Origin of the sequence: Sciscionella sediminilitoris (genome assembly GCF_000737195.2) — a bacterium.
GTDB lineage: Bacteria > Actinomycetota > Actinomycetes > Mycobacteriales > Pseudonocardiaceae > Sciscionella > Sciscionella sediminilitoris.
In genome coordinates this window covers 1-21,926 of record NZ_JALM01000075.1, presented here as the reverse complement: position 1 = coordinate 21,926, position 21,926 = coordinate 1, and the positions used below count along the sequence as shown (strand labels likewise).

Here is a 21,926-nt window from a genome sequence, read left to right as displayed (position 1 = left end):
TTCCTTGATGAAGCACTAGTTCGTCCCTAGGTGGGTGCCGAGGAACGCGATCTGCTCGGTGACCACCTGCTCGACCACCGGCGGGTGGTAGACGGTGAAATGGTCCGCCGGAAAGTGCTCGAGTACCGCGCGGGGAGCGGAATCGGCGACCTTGCGGGCGATCGCCGGATCGATCAGGTTCTCCCGGTCGCAGGCGCAGATCAGCAAAGGGCAGCGCACCTTTCGGGCATCGGCCGCCGCGTTGTAGAACAACATGCCCAGCCCGGAACTCGCGGTGATGCGATTGTCGAACTCGTAGCCGGGCGGGGTGACCGAATCCCAGCCTTCGAGCGCGCCCGGCTGGTTGACGAAGGCGAGCTCTCCGGGTTTCCCGACCAGCCGCACATACCGGCGGGGCAGGCGCAGCGCGGAGCGGACGAGATCGCTGAGGATCGGCCCGGTGAACCGGGCCAGGTGGCGGATTCCGGCCCGTGCGACGACCGCGCGCCCGGAGAGCACCGGGCATTGCACGACGGCTGCCCGCAGCTCCGGATGCCGTGCGGCGGCCGCGACAACATGGCTCGCGCCGAAGGAGGTCCCCCACAGCGCGAGGCGCCCGGCATTGATCTCCGGATGTGCGGCGGCGAACGCCAGTGCCGCATCCACATCTGCGGCGTACCGGCGCTGACTGACCAATTGCCGCGGGGTTCCCCCGGATTCGCCGAGGTGCCGGAAGTCGAAGGCCAGTACCGCGATTCCCGCCGCGGAGAACCATTTCTCGTACTGGCCGAGCATCATCTCGTGGGTCGCTCCGCCGCCGTGCACGAGTACGACGGCCGGGTGCGGTCCCGCGCCGTCCGGCAGGGTGAGCCAGGCGGCGCATCGGTCGCCGCCGGAGGAAAAGCTGGTGCGGATGGTCATGCAACCTCATTAGGTACGATGTACGTGAACGACTCCAGTTAAACACGTACCTTGTACGTAATCAAGGAGAGGTATGCCCGCGCCACGGAAGTTCACCAAGGAGCAGCTGTGCGAGGCCGCGCTCGCCCTCGTCGACGAGCACGACCTCGCCGGTCTGACCATGCGCAGCCTTGCCGGGGCGCTGGGGACCGGTGCCATGACGATCTACAACTACGTGGAAGGGCGCTCCGGGCTCGAGCGTCTGGTCACCGAGGCGGTGATGGCTCAGGTCCGGTGGGAACCGGTGCCCGGGGACTGGGCGGGAGAGGTTTCCGCGATCGCCGAGGGAATGTGGCGTGCCGTGCGGGCGCATCCCCATGCCATTCCGCTCATCCTCACCCGGCGCAGCCTCGATCTCGGCACGCTCGAACCGGCCGAGGCTCTGCTGCGCGCCCTGGCGCGGTCCGGCCGTTCCGGCTCCGGACTTCTGGTCGCGTTCCGCGTAGTGTCCGGATATGTCACCGGTTTCGCGCAGGCCGAACTCGCCGGGCCGCTTTCGCTTGCCCACGGCGAGGATCCGGTCAGCGTCACCGAACGGATCGCGGAGCTGCCCGCGGACCGGTTTCCGAAACTGATCGAGATCGCACAGGCGGCGAGGGAGAGTGAGGCGGCCGAGGAATTCCGCGCCGGACTGGGTATCGTGCTGGCCGGTTTGGGGTGACGAATCCCCGGCGAGCCAGCACCGCGCCCCCCGAATTCGCCCGCACATCCTCGCTACGCTGACCGGATGGCGGTGCTTCTGGTGACCGGTATGTCCGGGGTGGGGAAGTCGACGGTGCTCGGCCTGCTGGAGCGGCGGGGCTATCGGGTGGTGGACACCGACCTCGGCGGCTGGATCGAGGATGCCCCGCTGCCCGGCGGAACCGGTATGGAACCGCAGTGGCGCGAGGACCGGATCGAGGCGCTGATCGCGGAACACGAGCGATCGGGCGAACCGTTGTTCATCGCGGGGACGGTCGTGAATCAAGGCGTGTTCTATCCCCGGTTCGCCGAGATCGTTCTGCTCAGCGCCCCGTTGCCGGTCATGCTCGAACGCATCGAGGCCCGCGGCACCAATCCGTTCGGCAAGACTTCCGGGGAACGCGAGCGCATCATCGCGGACACCGCCGAGATCGAACCGCTGCTGCGCTCCTCGGCCACCGTGGAACTCGATACCCGGCGGCCGATCACCGAAACGGTGGACCGGCTCGCGGCGCTCGCCGGTTCCGGAAACGGCTAAGCGGCCCGGGTTCCGGTGAGCGGGAAGGTTCCGCCGCCGGTGATGGTGACCGTTCCGGTGAAGGAATCGCCGTCGATACTGCCCTCGGCGCTGATGTCGAATGCCGCCGGTTCGGTCACCTGCGCGGTGAGGGTGAGATGCGTGCCGTCCACGGTGCCACTGGTGATGGGCACGGTGATCTCCAGCTGGGTGTCGAGGATGGAACCGGTGACGGCGCCGCCGCTGGTGTCGAGGCTCAGCACGAGGGCCTTGCTTCCCGCGGGATGGGTGAACGTGAGGTTCCAGGTGCCGTCCGGGCCGGTCTTGCCGCTCGGCGCGCTGGGCGCCTCGGCGGTGTCCGTGGTGAACGCGGGCGTGGAACCGTGTGCCGCGCCGAGTGCCGGTTGCCCGGGCTTCACCTCGAGGCCCGCGGAGTTCAGGAATCCGGCCATCATCCGGTAGAAACCGACCAGGAACAACAGTTCGATGATCTGGGCCTCGTCCCGGGTTTCGGCAAGCGCGGCCCAGGTTTCGTCGCGGACGTACACCTCGGCGCAGAGTTCGTCCACCGCGCGCAGCACGGCGGCATCGCTCGGCGACCATTCGGCACCGGCATCGGAAAGCGCCTCGATCTCGGCCTCCGTGGCACCGGCGCCGAGCGCGGCCGGTACGTGGTTGGCCCATTCGTAGGGCGCGTCGCAGCGCAGCGCAACCCGCAGGATGGCCAGTTCACGGATCCGGCCGTCGAGGGTTCCCTGGGCGAGCAGAAATCCGCCCAGCGGCTGGAAAGCCTGGGACAGCCCGGGATTGTGTGCCAGCACCTGGATCACGGTGTCCGCGCCGAGCCTGGCCAGTTTGCGCAGTTCGGGGCTCATGTCCGCGGTGGGGAGCGGTTGGATCCGGGGAGGTGTGGCCTGTGGCATGTCAGCTCCTTCGTTGTTCGGCGGGATCGAGCCCGAGCGCGGAACGCAGCGCGGCGGCTTCCTCGGTGCCGAGCATGGGGCGGGAATGGATGTCGATCAGGGCACCGGCGAGTAGCCGGTCCCCTTCGGTACCGGTGATGTCGATGCCCAGCACCCGGGACAACTGCTGTTGCAGTACCAGTACGGAAAGCGCCATCGCGGTGCCCACGGCGGCCCGCGTTCCGGTGTCGGTGCCCGGCGGATCGGCGCGCCGCGCGTCGTCCTCGGTGAGCCATTGCTGCCCGAGCTCCACCATCTTGTCGAACAGGGCGGTGGCGCCGCCTTCGGTGAGGGCGCGCGCCAGATACCGCTGATGCGGGCCGAGAGCGGCCCGCGCGACGGCCACATAGTTCACGCCGTTCGCCATCGGATCGGCGCGCACCCGCTCGTTGATCTGGCGCAGCACCTCCGCCAGATGTGCGTCGCACGCCTCGCGCAGCGCCTCCTTGCTGCCGAAATGATGCCGGACCAGTCCGGAGGAAACCCCGGCCGTCTCGGCGATTCCCCGGATGGTGGCCCGGTCGAAGCCGTGTTCACCGAAGTGCCACAGCGCCGCGTCCCGGATGCGGGCGCGGGCGGTGCGGTCCTCCGGTGAATCGGCCATGCCCGCCACGCTACTACACACGCGTGCAGTTTGCTACACGTTTGTGTAGTCAGATGTTGAATCCGCCGTCCACCGCCAACCGTGCGCCGGTGGTGTAGCTGCTGTCCGTACCGGCGAGATGGGAGACGGTGGCCGCGATCTCGCCGGGGTTGCCGTACCGGCCGAGCGCGGTGAATCCGTTCACGGTCTCGGCGGCCGGACCGTCGGCCGGGTTGAGATCGGTGTCGATCGGTCCGGGATCGATCTGGTTGACGGTGATCCCGCGCGGGCCGAGTTCGCGGGCGAGACCCTTGGTCAGCCCGCCGAGCGCGGCCTTGCTCATGGCGTACAGCGAGAATCCGGGGAACACCACGCGCTCGGCGACATTGCTGCCGATGTTGATGATGCGCCCGCCGGTGGGCAGGTGCGCGGCCGCCGCCCTGGCGATCAGGAACGGGGCGCGCACGTTCACCGCGACCGTCTCGTCGAACAATTCCTGGCCGAGTTCTTCGACGGGAGCGACGTGATAGGCGCCCGCGTTGTTCACCACGACGTCGATCCGGTCGTATTCGGCGAGCACCTGCCGCACGAGATCGGTCGCAGCTGCCGGATCCGCGCTGTCACAACGGATCGCGAGCGCGCGCCGTCCGGTGGCCTCGATCTTCGCGGTCACATCCGCTGCCGCAGCGGCGTCGCGCCGATAGGTGAGCGCGATGTCCATGCCGTCCTCGGCGAGCCGGTTCGCGATCGCCGCACCGATTCCCCTGCTGCCGCCGGTGATCAGGGCGACCTTGTTGTTTTTCGTTGTCATACCGCCATCCTGGGGCAGTGGCTGCGGTATCGCTGGCGAAGATCGGCCGTTACGTTCGGGCGCGCGCGATCAGATAGGCGAGCACCCCGATCAGCAGCCAGCCCGCCGCGATGAGCAGGGCGAGCCGGGAAGCCGATGCCAGTAGGGCGATCGTGAGCACGGTTCCGGCGAGCGGGATGAGCAACCACGGTCCGGCGCCGCGCCGCTTACCGAAATACCGGATGGCCGAGGCGTGCAGCAGCACGAAAGCGGTGAGCGCGCCGACGGTGACCATGGAGGAAAGCGTGTCCAGCCCATCCGGTTGCAGCGCCGCCCATACCGCGATCACCGCGGTGCACGCCGCGGAAAGCAGGATCGCGGTACGCGGGGTCCGGGTTTTCGGGCTCACCGTGGCCAGCCAGCCGGGCAGATGACCCTGACTGGCCATGCCGTACAGCAGCCGCCCGGCCGCGGCCTGGGCCACGAGGGCGGAGAACACCGGGCCGATCGCCTTGTACACACTCACCGAGATGCCGAGCCAGCCGCCGATCGCGCTGTGGATCAGCGCGTAGAACGCGGTGCCCTGGTCCTCCGGGTGCGCGGCGAGCTGTTCCGGGGTGATCGGCGAGATCAGCGAGGCGAGATAGGTCTGGACCACGAACAGGATGCCCGCGAGCCCGAGGCAGAACAGCAGTGCCTTGCCGACCTGTTCGGGCCCGCCGGTGTTCTCCTCGGCGAACCCGGCGATCGCGTCGAAGCCGAGGAAGGACAGCGCGGCCACCGAGGCGGCCCCGAGCAGCGCGCCCGTGGTGAGCCCGCCGGTCCCGGCCAGCGGGGAGAACCAGCCGCGCGCGGGACCGTGTTCGGCGAGCACGACGATGGCGCACACCACGAACACGACCAGCAGCACCAGTCCGACCGCGAGCACGATCATGCCGACCCTGGCGGCGATCCGCGCCCCGGCGAGGTTCAGCGCGGTGAACACGCAGATCGCGATCCCGGTGGCGAGCCAGGTCGGGATCGCCGGGGCCGCGGAATGCAGTGCGGTGCCACTGAGTAGCGCGGCAACCGAGGGAATGAACAGATAGTCCAGCCCGGCGAGCCAGCCCGCGAAGAAGCCGGGCGCCCTGCCGAGACCCGCCGTGGCATACGCGGAAACCGAGCCCGCGCGCGGCACCGCGGCCGACATCCGGGCATAGGACCAGGCGGTGAACCCGACGACGAGCGTGGCGACCACGAACACGAGCGCGCTCGCCCCGTCGCTTGCCGCATCGAGCACCCCGAAGATGCCGATGGGCGCGGTCGGGCCGATGAACAGCAGCCCGTAGACGATCAGGTCGCGGGCGGAAAGGGTGCGGCGCAGGCCGGGACTCTCGGACACAGCATCACTCCACAGTGGACTCGAGCCGAGCCTATCCAGCCGGAAAACTGTGGAACCATCTGTGCGCACATCATGGGGAGCTCGACTGAGACTGCCCACAACAACCCGGATCAGCGGCCTTGAATTGTGGAACAATAATGGCTAGGTTGAGTGGCGTGGTGAACGAGGAACCCGTGCCCGCCGGTGCGCAGGTGGCCGATGCGCTGCGGGTGCGCATCACCGAGGGCGGACTGCCGCCGGGCACCCAGCTGCGAGACACGGCGCTGGCCGCGGAGTTCGGGATCGCCCGGCACACCCTGCGCAATGCCTTGCGGCAACTGGAATACGAGGGCCTGATCAGTTACCGGATGCACAAGGGCGCGGTGGTCAAGACCCTGTCCACCGAGGATGTGCACGAGATCTACCGAGTGCGGCGCACCCTCGAACTGGCCGCCGTGCAGCAGAGCGCGCTCGCCGGATCCGCCGCCCTGCGCGGGCTCGAGGAGCGGGTGCGGGCCGCGGAGGTGGCGGTCGCGGGCGAATCGTGGAACACGGTCGGCACCGCGAGCCTGCGATTCCATCAGGCCCTGGTGGAACTGCTCGGCAGTCGCAGCATCGACCGGTTCTTCCAGGGCATCCTCGCGCAGTTGCGGCTCGCCTTCGCGGTCATGCCGGACGAGGCGCAGTGGCAGCCGCCGTGGATTCCGCGGGACCGGGAGATCTGCGATCTGGTGCGCGGCGGGCAGCGCGGCGCGGCGACCGCGGCGACCCGCCAGTACCTCGAGGACTCCGAGCTCGCCGTGCTCGATGTGGTCCGCGCCGACGAGATGAACGGGAGGAAATGACCGTGGTGGCTGCCGCGTACGAATCCGGAGAGGGCGCGCTCGATGTGGACCGGGACTTCTACCGGGGCCTCGCCGAGACCGGGCACGAACTGGTGGACGCCTTCGAGATCCCGATCCGGACCGGGAAAGCGTGGACCGTCCCGGAAGGCCATCTGTGCCGACTGGTCACTGTGGACGGTCCGCAGGTCGGCGATCTGAACATCTGGAACGCCGCGGATCCACGGGAACGGCTCTGGGCCGCGCGCACCAGGCAGCTGCAGCGCGCGCACGTGAGCACCTTCGACCGGCTGTGGTCGAACCTGCCGTTCCTGCGGCCGCTGGTCACCGTCACCGCCGACACGCTCGCCGGGTACGGCCAGGACGCCGACGGCGGCCGGGTGCACGATCTGCTCGGCAGCCGCTGCGATCCCTATGTGAACCGGATGCTCACTGGCGAGGATTTCGACTACCACTGCCATTCGAACCTGGTGCGCGCCGTGCTTCCCTACGGCCTGACCGAATTCGACGTGCACGATGTGCTCAACGTCTTCCAGTGCACCGGGCTCAACGAGGAAGACCGCTACTTCATGAAGGCCTGTCCCGCGCGGCCGGGCGACTACTTCGAATTCTTCGCCGAACTCGAACTGCTCTGCGCGCTGTCCACCTGTCCGGGCGGGGACCTCTCGGTGCCGATGTGGGGCCCCGATGCCGGGGATCCGCTCGAGGTGTGCCATCCCATCGGCGTCGAGGTGTATCGCCCGGATCCGGAGCTGCTGCGCGACTGGCGCAGGCCGGAGCGCGCCGCCTATGCGGGCGGGCACGGCCTGCGTGCCCCGGCCTGGCCCTCCTGAACGCGCCGCTCAGCCCAGCAGGGACGGCAGTTCTTCCGTGCTGCTCAGCCGGGAGCGCTTGCCGAGCATGCGTTCGGTGAGCAGGGTGTGCAGTTCCGGATCGGCATCGCCGCAGGCATCGGTGAGCAGCACGACCCGGTAATCCCGGTCCACGGCTTCGATGACCGTGGACAGCACCACTCCGCTCGTCGCGACCCCGGCGAGCACGAGGGTGTGCACGTCCCTGGCGCGCAGTTGCTCGTCCAGATCGGTGGTGGAGAAGGCGCCGATCCGGGTCTTGCGCACCTGGATGTCACCGGGTTCGGGGGCGACGCGCTCGTGTACGGCGGTGCCCGGCGCCTCGGCGTGCATGGCGGCGCGCCGTTCGGGATCGACCATCGCGGCCATGATGCTGCTCGGCGGGATCCGGTCGTAGTCCTGCTCGGTGAAGGCGACCCGGACGTAGCCGATGTGCCCGCCGCGTTCGCGCATCAGGGAAATGGCCCCGGCCGTGCGGTCGAGCAGATTCTCCGCATCGGGCAGGGATCCGATGATCCCGTTCTGGTAATCCATCACGAGCAGCGCGCTGTGCCGCGGATCGATGGTGTCGGTCATGAAACAGCTCCTCTTCAGTGGATTGTCCGGCCGAGTTTGCGGTCGGCGAGGGTGATAAGCAGTAGCAGCCCGCCCATGACGAGCAGAAAGGTCGCGAGCTGGTGCAGCCCGCCGGTGTCGGCGCGCTGTCCGTAGAAACCGCCCTGTGCGGCGGAAGCGACGATCGCGCCGAGATAGCTGAAGGTACGCAACAGCCCGGCCGAGGTGCCGATGCTGTCCGGATTCGCTTGGTGGTAAACGGAATTCTGCAGGGCGAGGCTCATCAGTCCCTGGGTGATCCCGAAGATCAGGGCGATCCCCACGAGCAGCCAGATCCCGCTTTCCGACCACAGCACCAGCATCAGCGCGCAGGCGAGGATCTGGCAGAGCGCACCGACCGCGAGTTTGGCGCGGACTTCCTTGCGCCGCCCGGTCAGCCCGGAGACCACGAGCGCGGTGGCGAACACCGGCAGCTGGATGAGCCCGGCCTGTGCCGCGGTGAGCCCGCGCCCGTCCTCGAGCCATTGCGTGTAGCCGTAGAGGAAGGCATAGGAGACGATATAGGCGAGCAGGGCCCGGAGGTAGGTGGTCACCAGCGGGCGGTTCCCGGCGAGCATCCGCACATCGATGAACGGCTCGGTGGCCCGCAGTTCCCGGAGTACGAACGCGATCGCGGCCACCACGGTGATCAGCGGCAGATACCAGTCCCTCGCCGAGGGGTGCATCAGGAACAGCAGCAGCGACACGAGCATGCCCGCGAACAGGGCCATGCCGGGGAAATCGAGGTTCGGCCGGTTCGTGGTTTTCCGGGCGGTCGCCGGGATCCGGCGTGCCCCGAGCACGAACGCGAGGATTGCGAAGGGAATGTTCACCCCGAGGGTGGCGCGCCAGCCGCCGATCCCGATCAGCAGCCCGCCGAGCGGGGGACCGATGACCGCGATGGTCTGGGTGGCCATCGCGAGTACCGTCAGCACACCAGCCGGGCTGTCCTTTCCGGTGCGCTCGGCCTCGTCCCGGATCATCCGCATCGCGGCCGGATAACCCGCGCAGGTGCCGAAACCGAGCAGCACCCGCGCCACGATCAGCACGCCGAGACCGGGGGCGAGCATGCCGAGTAGCCCGGCGAGGCCGACGAGCACGCTGGCGCCCAGGAACAGCCGCCGTGGCCCGTGGACATCGATCAGTTTCCCGGCAACGGGCTGACCGACCGCGGTCGCCAGATACAGCGCCGAGACGAGCCAGGCGGTCGCGGTCGGCGGTGCGCCGAACGCGGCCCCGATCGGTACCAGGGATACCGAGATGATCGAGGAATTGACCGGGTTGAGGATCGCGCCCGAGATCATCGGGGCGAGCAGCTTGCGGTCGAAACCCTCGCCGAGTACCGCGAACCGTGCGCGCAGTTTCACTGCTGGACCACGCGGTCCAGCAGGGCGATGGCCTCGATGATCGTTGCACGCTCGGCAGCCGTGTAGTGCTCCTGGATCGACCTGGCCAGCCATTCCTCCCGGCTCGCCCGCGCGCCGTGTCCCTGCTTCCGGCCGGACGCGGTCAGCGTGATCACCTGGCGGCGGCCGTCCTCGGGATCGGGCGCGCGCTCGATCAGCCCGTGTTTCTCCAGCGCGGCGAGGGTGGTGGCCATCGACTGCGGCCGCACCCGTTCCGCGCCCGCGAGCACGCTCGCCGAGGACGGCCCGTCCTTGACCAGCCGGGCGAGCACCGCCGTCTGCGAGGCGTTCAGCTCCTCGGTCGCCGCGGAATCCAGCAGGCGACGGCGCAACCGGCTGAAGAGCACCCGCAGATCCTGCGCGGCCTTGGCGGCCTCGGTGGAAATCTCTCCCATATTCGACAGTCTAAACTAATCAGTCTGGACTGTCGAATTCAGTCGAGCTCGTGCACGAGCTCGATCGCCCGGCCGAGGGTGTCGAGTTTCTCGGTCAGTGATTCGCCTGCCGGGTAGAGGCGCACCGTGTCGATACCGGTGTCCCGCCAGGTGCGCAAGCGTTCGCGGACCATGGCCTCGGTGCCGATCAGGGTGGTGGCGAGCACCATCTCGTCCGGGACCAGTTCGGCCGCGCCGGTCCGGTCGCCCGCCTGCCAGCGGGCGCTGACCTCGGCGGCGACCTCGGCCCAGCCCTGACGGCCGTAGGCGCGGTTGTAGAAGTTGGTGTCCGCGGTGCCCATTCCGCCGAGGCTGAACGCGAGCCCGGTCTTGCGTGCGGCGAGCATTCCGGGAAGTGCGTCCGCATCGGGCGCGAAGGCCACCTCGGCGCCCTGGCAGAGATCCAGATCCGCGCGGGTACGCCCGGAGTCCTGCAGACCCTCGTCGAGGTGCGCGAGGTAGGCATCGGCTCCCTCGGGAACGAAACTGGTGCCGAGCCAGCCGTCCGCGAGCTCCCCGGTCAGTCGCAGCATGGCGGGGGAGAGGGCGGCGAGATAGACCGGGATCGGGTGCTCCGCTCGCGCGGAGAGCCGCATCGGCCGGGTTTCCGACTCGGGGAGCGGGATGCGGCCGGGCACCGAGATCTTCTCTCCGGAACAGGCCTGATGCAGGACTTCCACGGTCTGCCGCATCCGGGAAAGCGGTCGGTGGAACGGAATCCCGTGCAGTCCCTCGATCACCTGCGGTCCGGAGGCGCCGAGTCCGAGTAGGAACCGGCCCTCGGACAGATTCGCCAGGGTGATCGCTGTCTGCGCGGTGGCCGCCGGGGAGCGCACACCGAGCTGCATGATGCCGGAACCGAGCAGCATCCGTTGGGTGCGGGCGGCGTAGTAGCCGAGCGCGGAAGGGGCATCCGATCCCCAGGCCTCGGCGACCCAGCACACGTCGAGGCCCAGTTTCTCCGCCTCGACGACGAACTCCCCGGTCTGTTTCCAATCCGGCCCGCCGGAAGCCTCGACGGTGGTCGCGGCGCGCATCACGCCTCGGCGCGGGCTTTGACGTGGTCCAGGGTGTCGGCGAGGAACTGCTCGACATCGCGCAGGCGGCGGCGCAGGATCCGGTCCTCTTTCTCCGGCATGCGCGCGATCGCGAGGGTCAGCCCGGACGGTCCGGGGCCCAGCTGGGCGTACTGGCGCAACCGCGTCCCGCCGTCCTCCGGTTCGAGCCGGAACCGCCACACCGCGTTGGGGTTGTCCGGATCGCTGACCGCCCAGGCGAACACCTGTCCCGGAACGCATTCGATGACCTGGGAGTCCGTGGACCACTCACCGAGGACGTCGTTCCTGTTGTATCCGCGGAAGCGGGCGCCGAGTGCGGGCCCGTTCGCCCCGTCCAGCCATTCGGCCGCCTGCAGCTCGGTGCTCATCGCGGGCATCGCGGTCACATCCGAGATCAGTTCCCATACCCGCTCGGGCGCGGCGGCGATCCACCGATCCACCTCGACGCTCGGCGCCTCGGCGAGGCGTAACCCCGTTGACTCCATTGCCGGCCTCCTTGCTCGCCACTAAGTTGCATGATGAAACTCAGCATGTCAAGAGAACCTTTTGCGCACCGAGGTGTGGTCGGCGAGCGCTTCGGGGAAGCCGGGGCCCATCCGTGCGCGGGTGTTCCCGGCGCGCATCGGCTCCCCGCAGGCGGCGCACACGACCTCGGCGTGGCTGTCCGCGCCGCATTCGTGGTGCAGCAGCACGGGAGGTCCCTGTTCCCCGGCAAGCCAGCGATCTCCCCAGCGCGCCATCGCCGCGAGCACGCCGAAGAAGTCCCTGCCCTGTTCGGTGAGCAGGTACTCGTGGCGCACCGGTTCGCTCTGATAGGCCCGCTTCTCCAGCAGCCCGTCCGCGACCAGTCTGCGCAGCCGCTCGGTGAGCGTATTGCGGGCAATACCCAGTTCGCGCTGGAATTCGTCGAACCGGCGCAGTCCGTAGAAGCACTCGCGCAGCACGAGCGGTGCCCATCGGTCCCCGAGCAGATCCACGGTCCGCGCGATCGAACACGGCCAGTCGGCGAACGAGGTGTGTTTCATGCCGGCCAGGGTACGGCGCTCAGCCGAGGCGTTCGCGGTAGTTGGCGACGCGTTCCCGGTTGCCGCACACCCGTGAGGAACACCAGCGCCGCCTGCGCCCGCGGGAATGGTCCAGGTAGACCAGATCGCAGTCGCCGCCCTCGCATTCGCGCAGATACTGCCGTTCGTCGCCGCTGAGCAGGTCGATGGCATCCCTGGCGAGGAGGGAAAGCAGCGCGGGGAGGGTGACCGGTTCGCGCAGCCGGAGGGCGCGCGCATCGGTGCGCAGCCGCGGAATCGGCGGGGTCTGCCCGGCCAGTTCGTTGAGCGCGCGCACACGCGAGGCGGGGACGGCTCGCCCGTGCACGGTGTCCTGCACGATCCGGTGCAGCAGTGTGCGCACCCGCTTGGCCTCCGCGAGCCAGTCCGGCCCGATCGCGATCGGCTGATCGGCGGGCAGCAGTCCGGTTCCGGTGAACCAGGCGCGCAACCGTTCCGGACCGTCGAGCCGTTCCACCGGGTGCTCGCCGAGCCGGGATCCCACGGTGGCCAGCAGATCGAGGCAGGCCCGGCCGGTGTCGAAGCGCAGCTGCTCGCTTGTCAAGGTGATCACTTCCCTTCGGCGGAATTATGCCGTCCCGGGCTGACCAGGATCGCGAGCAGGCAGCACGCCCCGGCGCCCGCCCAGACCGCTGCCCAGGACACGCCGCTCGCGAGCACCGGGATCAGTACCGGGGCGAGGAAACCCGCGGCGAACACGGTGGTGTTCTCCAGGCCGAGCGTGGTTCCGGCCCGCTCGGTTCCCGCCATGCGCGCGATCTCGGTGTAGGCAACGCCGTGCCAGGCCGAGGCGAGCAGCCCGCCGATCGCGAGCGCGGCCGCGGTGAGCCCCACGGGTGCCTCGGTGAGCACCGCGGCCCCGGCGAAGGCCACCGTACCCAGTGCGGCGACCGCCTTGATGTACCCGCGCCTGTTCCCGTTCCGATCGGTGTATCCGCCGCTCCACACCCGCGCGGCCGCCCCGCCGAGCTGCACGATCAGCAGTGTCAGGGTGCCGAGTGCGAGGTGGGTATGCCGTTGGCTGACAAGGAAGACCGAGGCGAAGGTGGTCACCGCGAACTGCGGGACCGAAAGCAGCCCGCTCGCGCATGCCAGCCGCCACACCGCCCTGCTGCGCAGCGGGGACCCGCCGGTGCCACGTGGTCGCGCGGCGGGCTCGGCCGGTTCGTGCAGCCAGGCGAAGGCCGCGGCCGCCGAGGTGAGGCAGAACAGGGCGAGCGCGCCGAACACCGCGTGGAAACCGAGCTCGCCGGCCAGCACCGGGAGCAGGGCCGCGCCGAGCGCGCCGCCCGCGGGGATTGCGGTCTGCCGGATGCTCATCGCGAATCCGCGGCGATCCTCGGGGAACCAGGCCATGACCGCGCGGCCGCTCGACCCGTTCACCGAACCGCCGAGCACGCCGACCAGGAACAGCGCGACCGCGAACACGAACGCCGGAGTCCCTGGGGTCAGTACGACCGCGAGCACGGCGAGCAGGATGCCGGTGCCGAGCAGGCCGGTGAGCAGGGTGCGCCGGTCACCGAGCCGGTCGGTCACCATTCCCCAGGGCACCTCGGAGATCGCGATACCGAGCAGGATCGCGCCGAGTACCAGGCCGAGCTGTCCCGCGCTGAACTGGAACTCTCCGCGCAACAGCGGTCCGGTGGCGGGGATTCCGGCGAACGCGGCCGAGAAGCTGGCCTGTGCGGCCACCCCGATACCGAGGATCAGCCAGCGGTGGTTCGCACCGAGTCCGCGCAGCGGAGGATTCATGTAATGAGTCAGAGCCATGACTAATGACTCTAGGGTGTTACGTTCGAACGGCGCAAGTACCGATCGGTATCAAGTTGGCGGATCGAAATTCCCCGAGGTGGCTGCGCGCACGGGCAGGGGCGCGGTAGGAAGGACCGGTGACCGATGACTTTCGCCGCGCCGCGAACACCCTCCTGCACGAGTCCGCCGACGACCCCTGGGCCTGGCTGACCCCTTCGGTGTACGAGAGTGCCCGCCTGGTGGCGGACGCACCGTGGCTCGGCGGGCATGCCGAGCGGTTGCGCCATCTGTGCCGGACGGTGACCGCCGACGGCACCTGGGGGCAGGACGGCTTCGCGTTCAACGCCACACTTTCGGCAACCGAGGCCCTGCTCGCGGTTGCCGGGCGGCGGGAACCCGCGGACGAGGCCATCGAGCGCGGCCGGGCCCGTGCGGTGGCCGATCAGGGCCTGCGTACGCTGCGCGACTGGCTGGCACCCGGTGGGCGGTACGCGGCCGGGCCACCAGCCACGATCAGCGTGGAACTGATCGTGCCGATGCTGGTGGACCGGATCAACGCCCGGTTGCTGGCCGCGGGCGAACCGGAGCTGCCGATGCCCGCGGGGTGCGCCACCGAACGGCTGGCCGCGATCCGCGCGGACGCCGCAGCGGGCCGGGAACTGCCCGCGGACATCTGGCATGCCTGGGAGATCGCCACCCCGGTCGAATCGGCGCACCCCTACGCCGGTTCGGTGAGCTGTTCGGCGGCCGGAACGGCGGGATGGCTGCGCAGCGCACCGGAAGCGGAAAGCCCGGCCGGGCGGTTCCTGGAGGAGCTGCAGCGCTACGGGAACGGCCTGGTGCCGGTGGCCGCGCCGATCGACTACTTCGAGCACGCCTGGATGCTGAACACCTTCGTCTGGCACGGGGTTCCGCACGACTGCCCGGAGCGGATCCTGGACCGGCTCGAACCCGAACTGGGCCCGTACGGGATCGCGGGCGGCCGGGATCTCACCGTGGACGGGGACGACACCGCCGCGGTGGTGAACGCGCTGCTCTGTCATGGGCGCCCTGCCGGGCTGGACGGTCTGCTGACGTACTGGTCCGAGGACCACTTCCAGATCTATCCCGGCGAATCGATCGCTTCACCGGCCACGAACGGGCACACGGTGAGCCTGCTGCACCGGTACCTTGCCGAGCGCCCCGAACAGGGCGAGCGCTACGGCCCGGTGCTGCGGCGCAATACCGAATGGCTGCTCGACCAACAGCGCGCCGATGGCAGCTGGTTCGACTTCTGGCACGTTTCCCCGTACTACGCAACGGTGTGCGCGGTCGAGGCACTGTCCGCGGTGGAAGGCGAGCGGGCGGAATCCGCGGTGCGGCGCGCCAGGCGCTGGGTGCTCGACACCAGGCATTCCGGCGGCGGCTGGGGCGTGCGCTGGGTGACCATGGAGGAGACCGCGTACGCCGCGCTGATCCTGCGCGGCAGCACCGAAACCGGGGTGACCGAGGCACTCGCGGCCGCGGAACCGGTGCTGCGCGACGGGGTGGTGGACGCCGGGATCACCCCGCTGTGGCTGGTGAAGGACTACTTCGCGCCGATCCGCGTGGTCGCGGCCGCGGTACTGGCCGCACGCAAGGCCATCGTGACCGGTTAGCGCGGGCTCGGAGATCGTTGCAGAATGCGGCGGTTTCGCCATCGGAGACCACGGGGGAGCCGAGCTCGCCGCTAGCTTCGTGCCGCGGCGAGTTGCTGCGCGGCCGTCACAACCGTGGCCCGGCGCCTGTGGTGTTCGGCCTCGTCGTCCGCCTCCGCTCCGGTGAGCATCTTGGCCAGTTGCGGGACGCAGAACCACCAAGCGGCGAGACCGATCACGAGCAGCACGAGATGGTCCGGCGCGATGCCGTCGCCGACATTTCCGTTCGCCTGTGCCTCGGCGTAGATCGCGGCTTTGCGTTGGTAGTACTGGGTTCTGTTTTCCTCGTCGGCGAAGGGTTCACCGGCGAGCCCTTCCCACAGCAGCAAGCGGGCGAGTTCCGGGTGGCTGGCGTAGTAGTCGAAGGTTCGCCCGGCGAACTCGCCGATCTGCTCGAAGTAGTCCCCGCCTGGCCGGGCTACAGCGGCGGAGAGTTGCGCGAGCTCATCGCTGAGCACGGTGTGGAACAGTGCCTGCTTGTCGCCGAAGTACTTGTACAGGCGTTCCTTGTTGATGCCCGCGCGCTCGGCGATGCGTGCCATGGTGGTGCCGTCCGGGCCGTGCGCGGCGAACTCGACGGTCGCCGCCTCTTGCAGCTTTCGACGGGTTCCCTCGGTGTCCCAGGCCATGCCACCAGCATAACCCAACTCCAACGATCCGGTTGCAGTTGTCCGGCTCGCTTGCTAATCTACAACCACACCGTTGGAGTTGGGAGTTGGGATGCCGATCGTGCCGTTCACCGAAGGGCTGCATCGCCTGACCGCGAACTGCGCCGCCTGGCTGGAGCCGCCGGGCGGCTGGGGGCTGAGCAATTCCGGGGTGGTGCGTTCCGGGGACGAATTACTGATCATCGATACCCAGAACGACGTTCCCATGGCGAACCGATTGCATGCCGCGCTGGGATCTGCGGATCGGGTGACCATCGTCAACACGCATCACGATATCGATCACTGGGCCGGTAACGGAGTGTTCGGCGCGGACCGGATCATCGCCACCGCGTCCGCCGATTTCTCCGGCGCGCCGTCCCCGGACGGGCTGACCGAACTCGCGCGGCCGGGTACGGCATTGGCTGAATGGGCCCGCCGCCACGACGAGACCTTCGACTACTCCGGCTGGCGGCGTGTGGAACCGAACGAGACCTTCACCGGCTCCCTGACGGTGGTGATCGGTGACGTGACCGTGCGCCTGATCGAGGTCGGCCCCGCGCACACGGTCGGGGACGCGATCGTGCATATTCCGGAACACGGTGTGGTGTTCGCCGGCGATATCCTGTTCCACGAATCGACACCGATTTCCTGGGTATCGGTTTCCGGGCAGATCCAGGCATGCGAGACGATTCTTTCCCTCGATCCGGAAGTTGTCGTTCCCGGGCACGGCCCGGTATCGGATCAGCACGGTGTCCGCGCGGTGCGGGACTATCTGGGCTTCGTCCATGACTACGCGAGCCGCTGCTATTCGGCAGGAATGCCAGTGGAGCGCGCCTACCGTGGCATCGAGCTCGGCGCCTACCGGGCCTGGCCGCATGCCTCGCGTGTGTACCAGAACATCGCCTGCGTCTACAGCGAACTCTCCGGAGAACCACCACTGCCGCCCGCCGAGGTGATGGAGCCGATCATCGAGGGAGAACAGGAATGAGCCCGCGCATCCCCCCACTGTCCGCGGCGGAATTCGCTGAACGCGCCGGATCCGCTCGGCTCGACGGCGTCACGCCGCGCGCACTCGAGGACGCTCCGCTGCTCAATATCCTCGCCACCTTCGGTCATCACCCGGGACTGCTCGCCGGTTTCCTCCCGCTCGGCCGTGCGCTCAACGCGGCGAGCCTGCCCGAACGCGACCGGGAACTGGTGATCCTGCGGGTCGCCCGGAACAACGACTGCCACTACGAGCGGGCGCATCACGCGCGGATCGCCAGTTCACTGGGGATCGACCTGACCGCCGAACCGGATGCGGCGGACCGGGACCTGTTGACCGCGGTCGACGAACTCGGCACCGGCGAGCACCGGATCAGCGATGCGAGCTGGGAACGACTGCGCAAGCGTTACAGCACGCCACAGTTGCTGGAACTACTCACCCTCGCCGGCACTTACACCATGGTCGCTTATGTGCTGAATTCCTGCGGCACACCCGTCGAGGACTGGGTCGACAGCGAAAGGGAAACGAAATGAACGAACAGGTCGCCGTCATCACCGGTGCCGCACAAGGAATCGGCGAGGCAACCGCATGGCGATTCGCCGAACAGGGCGCGAAACTCGTACTCTCCGACATTGTCGAGGGCGCCGCGCAGGTCGCGGCCGCGATCGCCGAAAGCCACCCGGGATCCGGCGCGATCGGCACGCGCACCGATGTCACCGATCCCGGCGCGTGCGAACAGCTGATCGGGCAGGCCATCGAACGCCACGGCCGCCTCGATGTACTCGCCGTGGCCAGTGTGACCGCCCCACCGGCCTGTCCGCTCGAGGACCTGGATCCGCGGGAATGGGATCGGGTCATGGCGGTCAACGCCAAAGGACCGTTCCTGCTGTGCCGCAGCGCGATCCCGCACCTGAACACCCCGGGAGGACGGATCGTTTTCGTGCACTCGGCCCATGCCCAAGCCGGGTCCCCGGAACGCGCCGTGTACAGCGCATCCAAGGGCGCACTCGGCTCACTGATCAAGAGCCTCGCCCTGGAGCTCGCCCCGCGCCAGATCACCGTCAACGGCGTCGCACCCTGGCACGTGGAAGCCGCAGTCAACGCCGAAGCGCTACGAGCCCAGGCCGAAACCGAGGGCATCACCGTCGAGGAAGCCCGCCACCGCAGAGACAGCGGCATCCCACTCGGCAGGCAGGCCACCACCCGCGAGATCGCCGACGCGATCGCTTTCCTCGCGGCACCCGGATCCGCCTACATCACCGGAACCGTGCTGGACATCAACGGCGGCATGCGCCTGCGCTGACCAGCGCCGCCCATTCGGAACCTCGCCAACTCGCCACTGCTGCGGGCGTGCCGGTTTCCGGAAACAGCCCGAGCTCTTAGAGCCGCACAGGCAGGGCCTCCAACCCGCGCATCAGGGTGCTGTGCCGCCAGGTCAGTTCGCCGGGGCTCACCGCGAGCCGGATCTCCGGGAACCGCTCGAGCAACATGCCGAACGCGATCTCCGCCTGCGCCCTGGCCAGATGCGCGCCGACGCAGTAGTGCACGCCGTGCCCGAAGGCGAGATGGCCCGCGGTGGCCCGGTCGATGTCCAGTTCCCGTGGATCGGTGAACCGTCGCGCGTCCCGGTTCGCCGAAAGCAGCGCGACCACCACGAACTCGCCTGCCGGAATGGTCGTCTCGCCGATCGGCACATCCTCGGTGGTGAACCGGAACGTGGCGAAGTTGACCGGCCCGTCGTAGCGCAGGAATTCCTCGATCGCGGCGGGCAGCCCGGCCGGATCGGCGCGCAGTGCGGCGAGCTGGTCCGGATTGCGCAACAGAGCGAGGGTGCCGTTGCCGATCAGGTTGACCATGGTCTCGTGTCCGCCGACCAGCAGCACGAACACCATTGCGCGCAGTTCGTCCTCGTCGAGCCGGTCATCCGCGTCCCGCGCCTCGATCAGCGCGGAGAGCAGATCCTGGCCTGGGCTGCGCTGTTTCGCTGCGATCAGCGCGTCCAGGTAGCCGACCATGGCATCGGAGGCCGCGGCCAGCTCCTGCTCGCCGACCCCGGTGTTGAGCAGTGTCGCCGTCCAGGAACGGAAATCGGCCCGATCGCTCTCGGGCACGCCGAGCAGTTCGCAGATCACCGTGATCGGTAGCGGATAGGCGAAGCCGTGCACCAGGTCCACCACCTCGCCACGGGGCAGGGCGTCCAGCAGCTCCCCGGCGATCTCGGTGATCCGCGGGCGCAGCTCGGCCACCCGGCGGCTGGTGAACGCCGCGCCGACCAGTTTGCGCAGCCTGGTGTGGTCGGGCGGATCGGTGTTGAGCATGTGCGAATTGAGGAACTCGGTGATCACCGGGGTCGAGTTCGTCTCCTCCGCCTGCCGCGCGGACAGTTCCTGCTGTCGTACGGAATCCTTGCGCAGCCGGGGATCCGCCAGCGCGGCCCGGGCATCGGCATAGCGGCTGACGATCCACACCCGCAGCCCGTGCGGCAGCAGAGCGGGGGCGACCGGCTGCTCGGCGCGCAGCCGGTCGTAGAGCTGATAGGGGTCCTGTAGGAATTGTTCGCCGAGCCGGATCGGTTCGGTCACGGGGCCACCTCGGTACGTTGGGCTTGCAGGGCATGCCTGCCGGGTTCGCAGAGCTCACGCAGCCGGTCGAATTCCGCCGCGGGAAGCGCGGCCGCCGCGCCGACCCGGTTCCGGTCGAGCTGTTTCTCGGCGGTGGCCAGCCAGCCGGGATCCGGGTCGACATCCAGGAAAGCGGCGAGCCGGGCGAGTTCCGCGCGCGGGTGCGCGACCAGGTCCTCGTAGCCGATCGGGTACCGCCGTTCGGCCGGTAGCTCGGCGAGGTCGGCGACCGCGTCCCGGATCTGTTCGGTCCACAGCTCGGCGAACTCGGTCAGCGGCAGCGGCTGTTCGAGGACCGCGGGGTCGAATCGGCCGGGCAGCACCTTGGCCAGTTCCGGTGGGAGCGCGGCCACATCGGCGGGGGACAGCTCCGGAATGGCGCGCACCCCGGTCAGCGCCTTGATCCGGTTCTCCAGGACCACCAGGCGGAAGCCCGGATGCCTGCTCATGGAGAGGGCGCAGTCCGGACCGTCCCGGAACATGTGCACCAGCCGTGCGGCAGGGAAGTGGTCGGCGAGGGTACCGATCCACTGTAGGGAGAACCCGGAGCGCTCCACTACGGTCGTGCGCCCGAAACGCCTGCCCAGCAGGGCGAACAGGGCGGCGTAGTGCTCGGTGACCGGGCGGGCGGGCCAGCTCGGGACCTGTCCGGCGAGCTCGTCGAACAGCGCGTCGGGTTCCGTGCTCAGATGTGGGAGCACCATCATCGCGATCGCCGGGATACCGGTCTCCGGACTGAACCGGCCGGGAGCCCGTGGATACAGGAACTCCGGGACCCGGGTGCGTTCGCGTGCCATCGCGTCGAAGAACGGGTTCGGCTCGGCGAGCAGTTGCCAGAACTCGGCCCCGGTCGGGCTTCCGGGGGGAAAGGTGCCCGGCGCCAGCGAGGCGAACAGTTCGTTGAGGCTGAGCACATCCGGATGTCCGGCGAGCACCCGGGACAGCGCGGTGGATCCGCAGCGCCCGGTGCCCACCACGAAGTTCAGGGAGCGCATGGCGAGGACTCCGTCATGGCTACCTTTCTACCGTCTGGTGCCCGGTTTTTGGTGAGACGGCCAGATATTTGTGTGTAGTCTGCTGGATCAGACCGCTACCGCTGGGGAGGCGCCGGTGCCGACCGAATCCGAACACGCAGAGCGACAGATCCGGTTGTTGTCCGGGCAGGTCGAGCAGACCATGGCGGAACTGGTCGCCGAATACACCAGCGAACACGGTCAGTTGCGCGCGATCGTGCCCGCCGTGGTCCGAGAGGCCCGTGCGGACCGGCACGAGTTCGCCCTTCCGCTGCTCGTGCACGGGGCGGAGACCGGTGACCCCAGCGCGGCGGTGCCGATCGCGGCCGTGCACGCACTGTGGTGGCGCGCGGCGAACATCATCGACGACCTCGCCGATGACCAGGCGGGCGAGGCGGCGCGCCGGATCGGACCGGGCGCCACCATGCTGGTCGCGTTCAACTGGGCGTACGTGCTGCCCGCGCGGGTCGCCGGCGCGTTGCCGGTTCCTGCAACGATCCGCAGCGCGCTCACCACCGAGTTCCTGCAGTCCTGCACCGCGGCGACCGAGGGGCAGCTCGCCGACCTGTTCACCGAACCCGGACAGCTCACGCATGATCAGGTGCTGCGTACCTACCTGAACAAGAGCAGCGCACCGTATGTGATGGCGAGCGCGATGGCCGCCAGGGCCGCGGGCGCCGACGACGCGCGCACCGAGGGGTGGCGGCGGTTCGGCCGCAACCTCGGGCTGCTCGGACAGTTCCGTAACGACCAGGAGGATTTGCAGTCCGGGCGGATGGAAGACCTCGCCAACGCCACCCCCACCTTCCACCTCGTCTCCCTGCTGAACTCCGGCCCCGGCGCCCGTCGCGAACGCGCCCTCGCGCTGCTGCGGCGCGCGCGAACCGACACGCACGCCCGGGAGGAACTGCTGGAGCGAATGCTCGACCCGGACGTGGTGCGCCCCTATCTCGCCCACATCGAGGGGGTCCGGCACGAGGCCGAGCAGGCGCTGGACGAGCTCGGTGGCTCCGGCTGTTTCGTGGCCGCGCTGCGCGAGCGGGTGCGTGCCGCGGCGACCCCGTGTGAACTGCTGGCCGGTGCGGCGAACTCGGCGGAAGCGAGCTGAACGGGGCTGGTTCCGGGTAGTGGAGTGCGCTTTTACCGGCCGT

General features: G+C 69.1%; 25 protein-coding genes. 9 read left to right on the top strand and 16 right to left on the bottom strand.

From position 1 onward, the window contains the following. Window positions 1-15: 15 nt before the first annotated feature. Window positions 16-900 carry an alpha/beta hydrolase gene (locus tag AD72_RS26220; protein ID WP_031469261.1) on the bottom strand — a complete coding sequence of 295 codons (885 nt, stop codon included), beginning with the start codon at window positions 898-900 and terminating at the stop codon, window positions 16-18. Window positions 901-973: 73 nt separating this feature from the next. On the opposite strand from AD72_RS26220, the gene AD72_RS26215 reads away from it, so the two are divergent. Together AD72_RS26215 and AD72_RS26210 are read left to right on the top strand one after the other, a co-directional pair. Next, a complete protein-coding gene (locus AD72_RS26215; protein WP_031469260.1) occupies window positions 974-1,600 on the top strand; it encodes a TetR/AcrR family transcriptional regulator in 627 nt (208 codons plus the stop codon). Between the two features lie 66 nt (window positions 1,601-1,666). After that, on the top strand, window positions 1,667-2,158 hold the full coding sequence (locus tag AD72_RS26210; protein WP_031469259.1) for an AAA family ATPase: 492 nt from the start codon (window positions 1,667-1,669) through the stop codon (window positions 2,156-2,158). On the opposite strand, the gene AD72_RS26205 is transcribed toward AD72_RS26210, so the two are convergent. From AD72_RS26205 to AD72_RS26190, 4 genes are read right to left on the bottom strand one after another with little or no spacing between them, the layout of a single operon-like run. Next, on the bottom strand, window positions 2,155-3,060 hold the full coding sequence (locus tag AD72_RS26205) for a carboxymuconolactone decarboxylase family protein (protein ID WP_031469258.1): 906 nt from the start codon (window positions 3,058-3,060) through the stop codon (window positions 2,155-2,157). The genes AD72_RS26210 and AD72_RS26205 overlap by 4 nt on opposite strands. A 1-nt stretch (window position 3,061) precedes the next feature. After that, window positions 3,062-3,703, bottom strand: coding sequence for a TetR/AcrR family transcriptional regulator (locus AD72_RS26200; protein ID WP_031469257.1), 642 nt, complete (start codon window positions 3,701-3,703; stop codon window positions 3,062-3,064). Window positions 3,704-3,752: 49 nt separating this feature from the next. After that, complete coding sequence (locus AD72_RS26195) at window positions 3,753-4,493, bottom strand: SDR family NAD(P)-dependent oxidoreductase (RefSeq protein ID WP_031469256.1); 741 nt, start codon at window positions 4,491-4,493, stop codon at window positions 3,753-3,755. 49 nt (window positions 4,494-4,542) lie between these two features. Continuing rightward, on the bottom strand, window positions 4,543-5,853 hold the full coding sequence (locus tag AD72_RS26190) for an APC family permease (RefSeq protein ID WP_031469255.1): 1,311 nt from the start codon (window positions 5,851-5,853) through the stop codon (window positions 4,543-4,545). Between the two features lie 137 nt (window positions 5,854-5,990). Between AD72_RS26190 and AD72_RS26185 the strand changes: the two genes are divergently transcribed. After that, a complete protein-coding gene (locus AD72_RS26185; RefSeq protein ID WP_031469254.1) occupies window positions 5,991-6,677 on the top strand; it encodes a GntR family transcriptional regulator in 687 nt (228 codons plus the stop codon). After that, complete coding sequence (locus tag AD72_RS26180) at window positions 6,674-7,507, top strand: urea carboxylase-associated family protein (protein ID WP_031469253.1); 834 nt, start codon at window positions 6,674-6,676, stop codon at window positions 7,505-7,507. The genes AD72_RS26185 and AD72_RS26180 overlap by 4 nt, the downstream gene beginning before the upstream one ends. A 9-nt stretch (window positions 7,508-7,516) precedes the next feature. On the opposite strand, the gene AD72_RS26175 is transcribed toward AD72_RS26180, so the two are convergent. From AD72_RS26175 to AD72_RS26140, 8 genes are read right to left on the bottom strand one after another with little or no spacing between them, the layout of a single operon-like run. After that, entirely contained in the window at window positions 7,517-8,101 is a 585-nt protein-coding gene (locus AD72_RS26175) for a cysteine hydrolase family protein (RefSeq protein WP_031469252.1), read from the bottom strand. 14 nt (window positions 8,102-8,115) lie between these two features. Then, window positions 8,116-9,486, bottom strand: coding sequence for an MFS transporter (locus tag AD72_RS26170; RefSeq protein WP_031469251.1), 1,371 nt, complete (start codon window positions 9,484-9,486; stop codon window positions 8,116-8,118). Further along, on the bottom strand, window positions 9,483-9,920 hold the full coding sequence (locus AD72_RS26165; RefSeq protein ID WP_031469250.1) for a MarR family winged helix-turn-helix transcriptional regulator: 438 nt from the start codon (window positions 9,918-9,920) through the stop codon (window positions 9,483-9,485). Before AD72_RS26165 ends, AD72_RS26170 begins: the two co-directional genes overlap by 4 nt. A gap of 38 nt (window positions 9,921-9,958) precedes the next feature. Then, on the bottom strand, window positions 9,959-10,996 hold the full coding sequence (locus AD72_RS26160) for an LLM class flavin-dependent oxidoreductase (protein ID WP_031469249.1): 1,038 nt from the start codon (window positions 10,994-10,996) through the stop codon (window positions 9,959-9,961). Next, the gene (locus AD72_RS26155) at window positions 10,996-11,502 is read right to left on the bottom strand and encodes an SRPBCC family protein (RefSeq protein ID WP_031469248.1); all 507 of its coding nucleotides are present in this window, start codon (window positions 11,500-11,502) and stop codon (window positions 10,996-10,998) included. The genes AD72_RS26160 and AD72_RS26155 overlap by 1 nt, the downstream gene beginning before the upstream one ends. A 48-nt stretch (window positions 11,503-11,550) precedes the next feature. After that, window positions 11,551-12,042 carry a winged helix-turn-helix transcriptional regulator gene (locus AD72_RS26150; protein WP_031469247.1) on the bottom strand — a complete coding sequence of 164 codons (492 nt, stop codon included), beginning with the start codon at window positions 12,040-12,042 and terminating at the stop codon, window positions 11,551-11,553. Window positions 12,043-12,061: 19 nt separating this feature from the next. After that, a complete protein-coding gene (locus AD72_RS26145; RefSeq protein ID WP_197285077.1) occupies window positions 12,062-12,625 on the bottom strand; it encodes a CGNR zinc finger domain-containing protein in 564 nt (187 codons plus the stop codon). Between the two features lie 5 nt (window positions 12,626-12,630). Continuing rightward, window positions 12,631-13,851 carry an MFS transporter gene (locus AD72_RS26140; protein ID WP_051899035.1) on the bottom strand — a complete coding sequence of 407 codons (1,221 nt, stop codon included), beginning with the start codon at window positions 13,849-13,851 and terminating at the stop codon, window positions 12,631-12,633. Window positions 13,852-13,970: 119 nt separating this feature from the next. Between AD72_RS26140 and AD72_RS26135 the strand changes: the two genes are divergently transcribed. After that, window positions 13,971-15,470, top strand: a complete 1,500-nt coding sequence (locus tag AD72_RS26135; protein ID WP_051899034.1) for a prenyltransferase/squalene oxidase repeat-containing protein — start codon at window positions 13,971-13,973, stop codon at window positions 15,468-15,470. Window positions 15,471-15,541: 71 nt separating this feature from the next. On the opposite strand, the gene AD72_RS26130 is transcribed toward AD72_RS26135, so the two are convergent. Further along, entirely contained in the window at window positions 15,542-16,138 is a 597-nt protein-coding gene (locus AD72_RS26130; protein WP_031469243.1) for a TetR/AcrR family transcriptional regulator, read from the bottom strand. Window positions 16,139-16,229: 91 nt separating this feature from the next. Between AD72_RS26130 and AD72_RS26125 the strand changes: the two genes are divergently transcribed. The 3 genes from AD72_RS26125 to AD72_RS26115 are packed head-to-tail and all read left to right on the top strand — an operon-like array spanning window position 16,230 to window position 18,444. After that, entirely contained in the window at window positions 16,230-17,144 is a 915-nt protein-coding gene (locus AD72_RS26125; protein ID WP_051899033.1) for an MBL fold metallo-hydrolase, read from the top strand. Beyond that, window positions 17,141-17,674: a carboxymuconolactone decarboxylase family protein gene (locus tag AD72_RS26120; RefSeq protein ID WP_051899032.1), complete on the top strand. Its 534-nt coding sequence runs from the start codon at window positions 17,141-17,143 to the stop codon at window positions 17,672-17,674. Before AD72_RS26125 ends, AD72_RS26120 begins: the two co-directional genes overlap by 4 nt. Then, a complete protein-coding gene (locus AD72_RS26115) occupies window positions 17,671-18,444 on the top strand; it encodes an SDR family NAD(P)-dependent oxidoreductase (protein WP_031469240.1) in 774 nt (257 codons plus the stop codon). The genes AD72_RS26120 and AD72_RS26115 overlap by 4 nt, the downstream gene beginning before the upstream one ends. Window positions 18,445-18,520: 76 nt before the next feature. On the opposite strand, the gene AD72_RS26110 is transcribed toward AD72_RS26115, so the two are convergent. Together AD72_RS26110 and AD72_RS26105 are read right to left on the bottom strand one after the other, a co-directional pair. Beyond that, window positions 18,521-19,723 carry a cytochrome P450 family protein gene (locus AD72_RS26110; RefSeq protein WP_031469239.1) on the bottom strand — a complete coding sequence of 401 codons (1,203 nt, stop codon included), beginning with the start codon at window positions 19,721-19,723 and terminating at the stop codon, window positions 18,521-18,523. Then, window positions 19,720-20,757: a sulfotransferase family protein gene (locus AD72_RS26105; RefSeq protein WP_031469238.1), complete on the bottom strand. Its 1,038-nt coding sequence runs from the start codon at window positions 20,755-20,757 to the stop codon at window positions 19,720-19,722. Before AD72_RS26105 ends, AD72_RS26110 begins: the two co-directional genes overlap by 4 nt. A 115-nt stretch (window positions 20,758-20,872) precedes the next feature. Between AD72_RS26105 and AD72_RS26100 the strand changes: the two genes are divergently transcribed. Then, window positions 20,873-21,883 carry a polyprenyl synthetase family protein gene (locus tag AD72_RS26100; RefSeq protein ID WP_051899031.1) on the top strand — a complete coding sequence of 337 codons (1,011 nt, stop codon included), beginning with the start codon at window positions 20,873-20,875 and terminating at the stop codon, window positions 21,881-21,883. Window positions 21,884-21,926 lie beyond the last annotated feature (43 nt).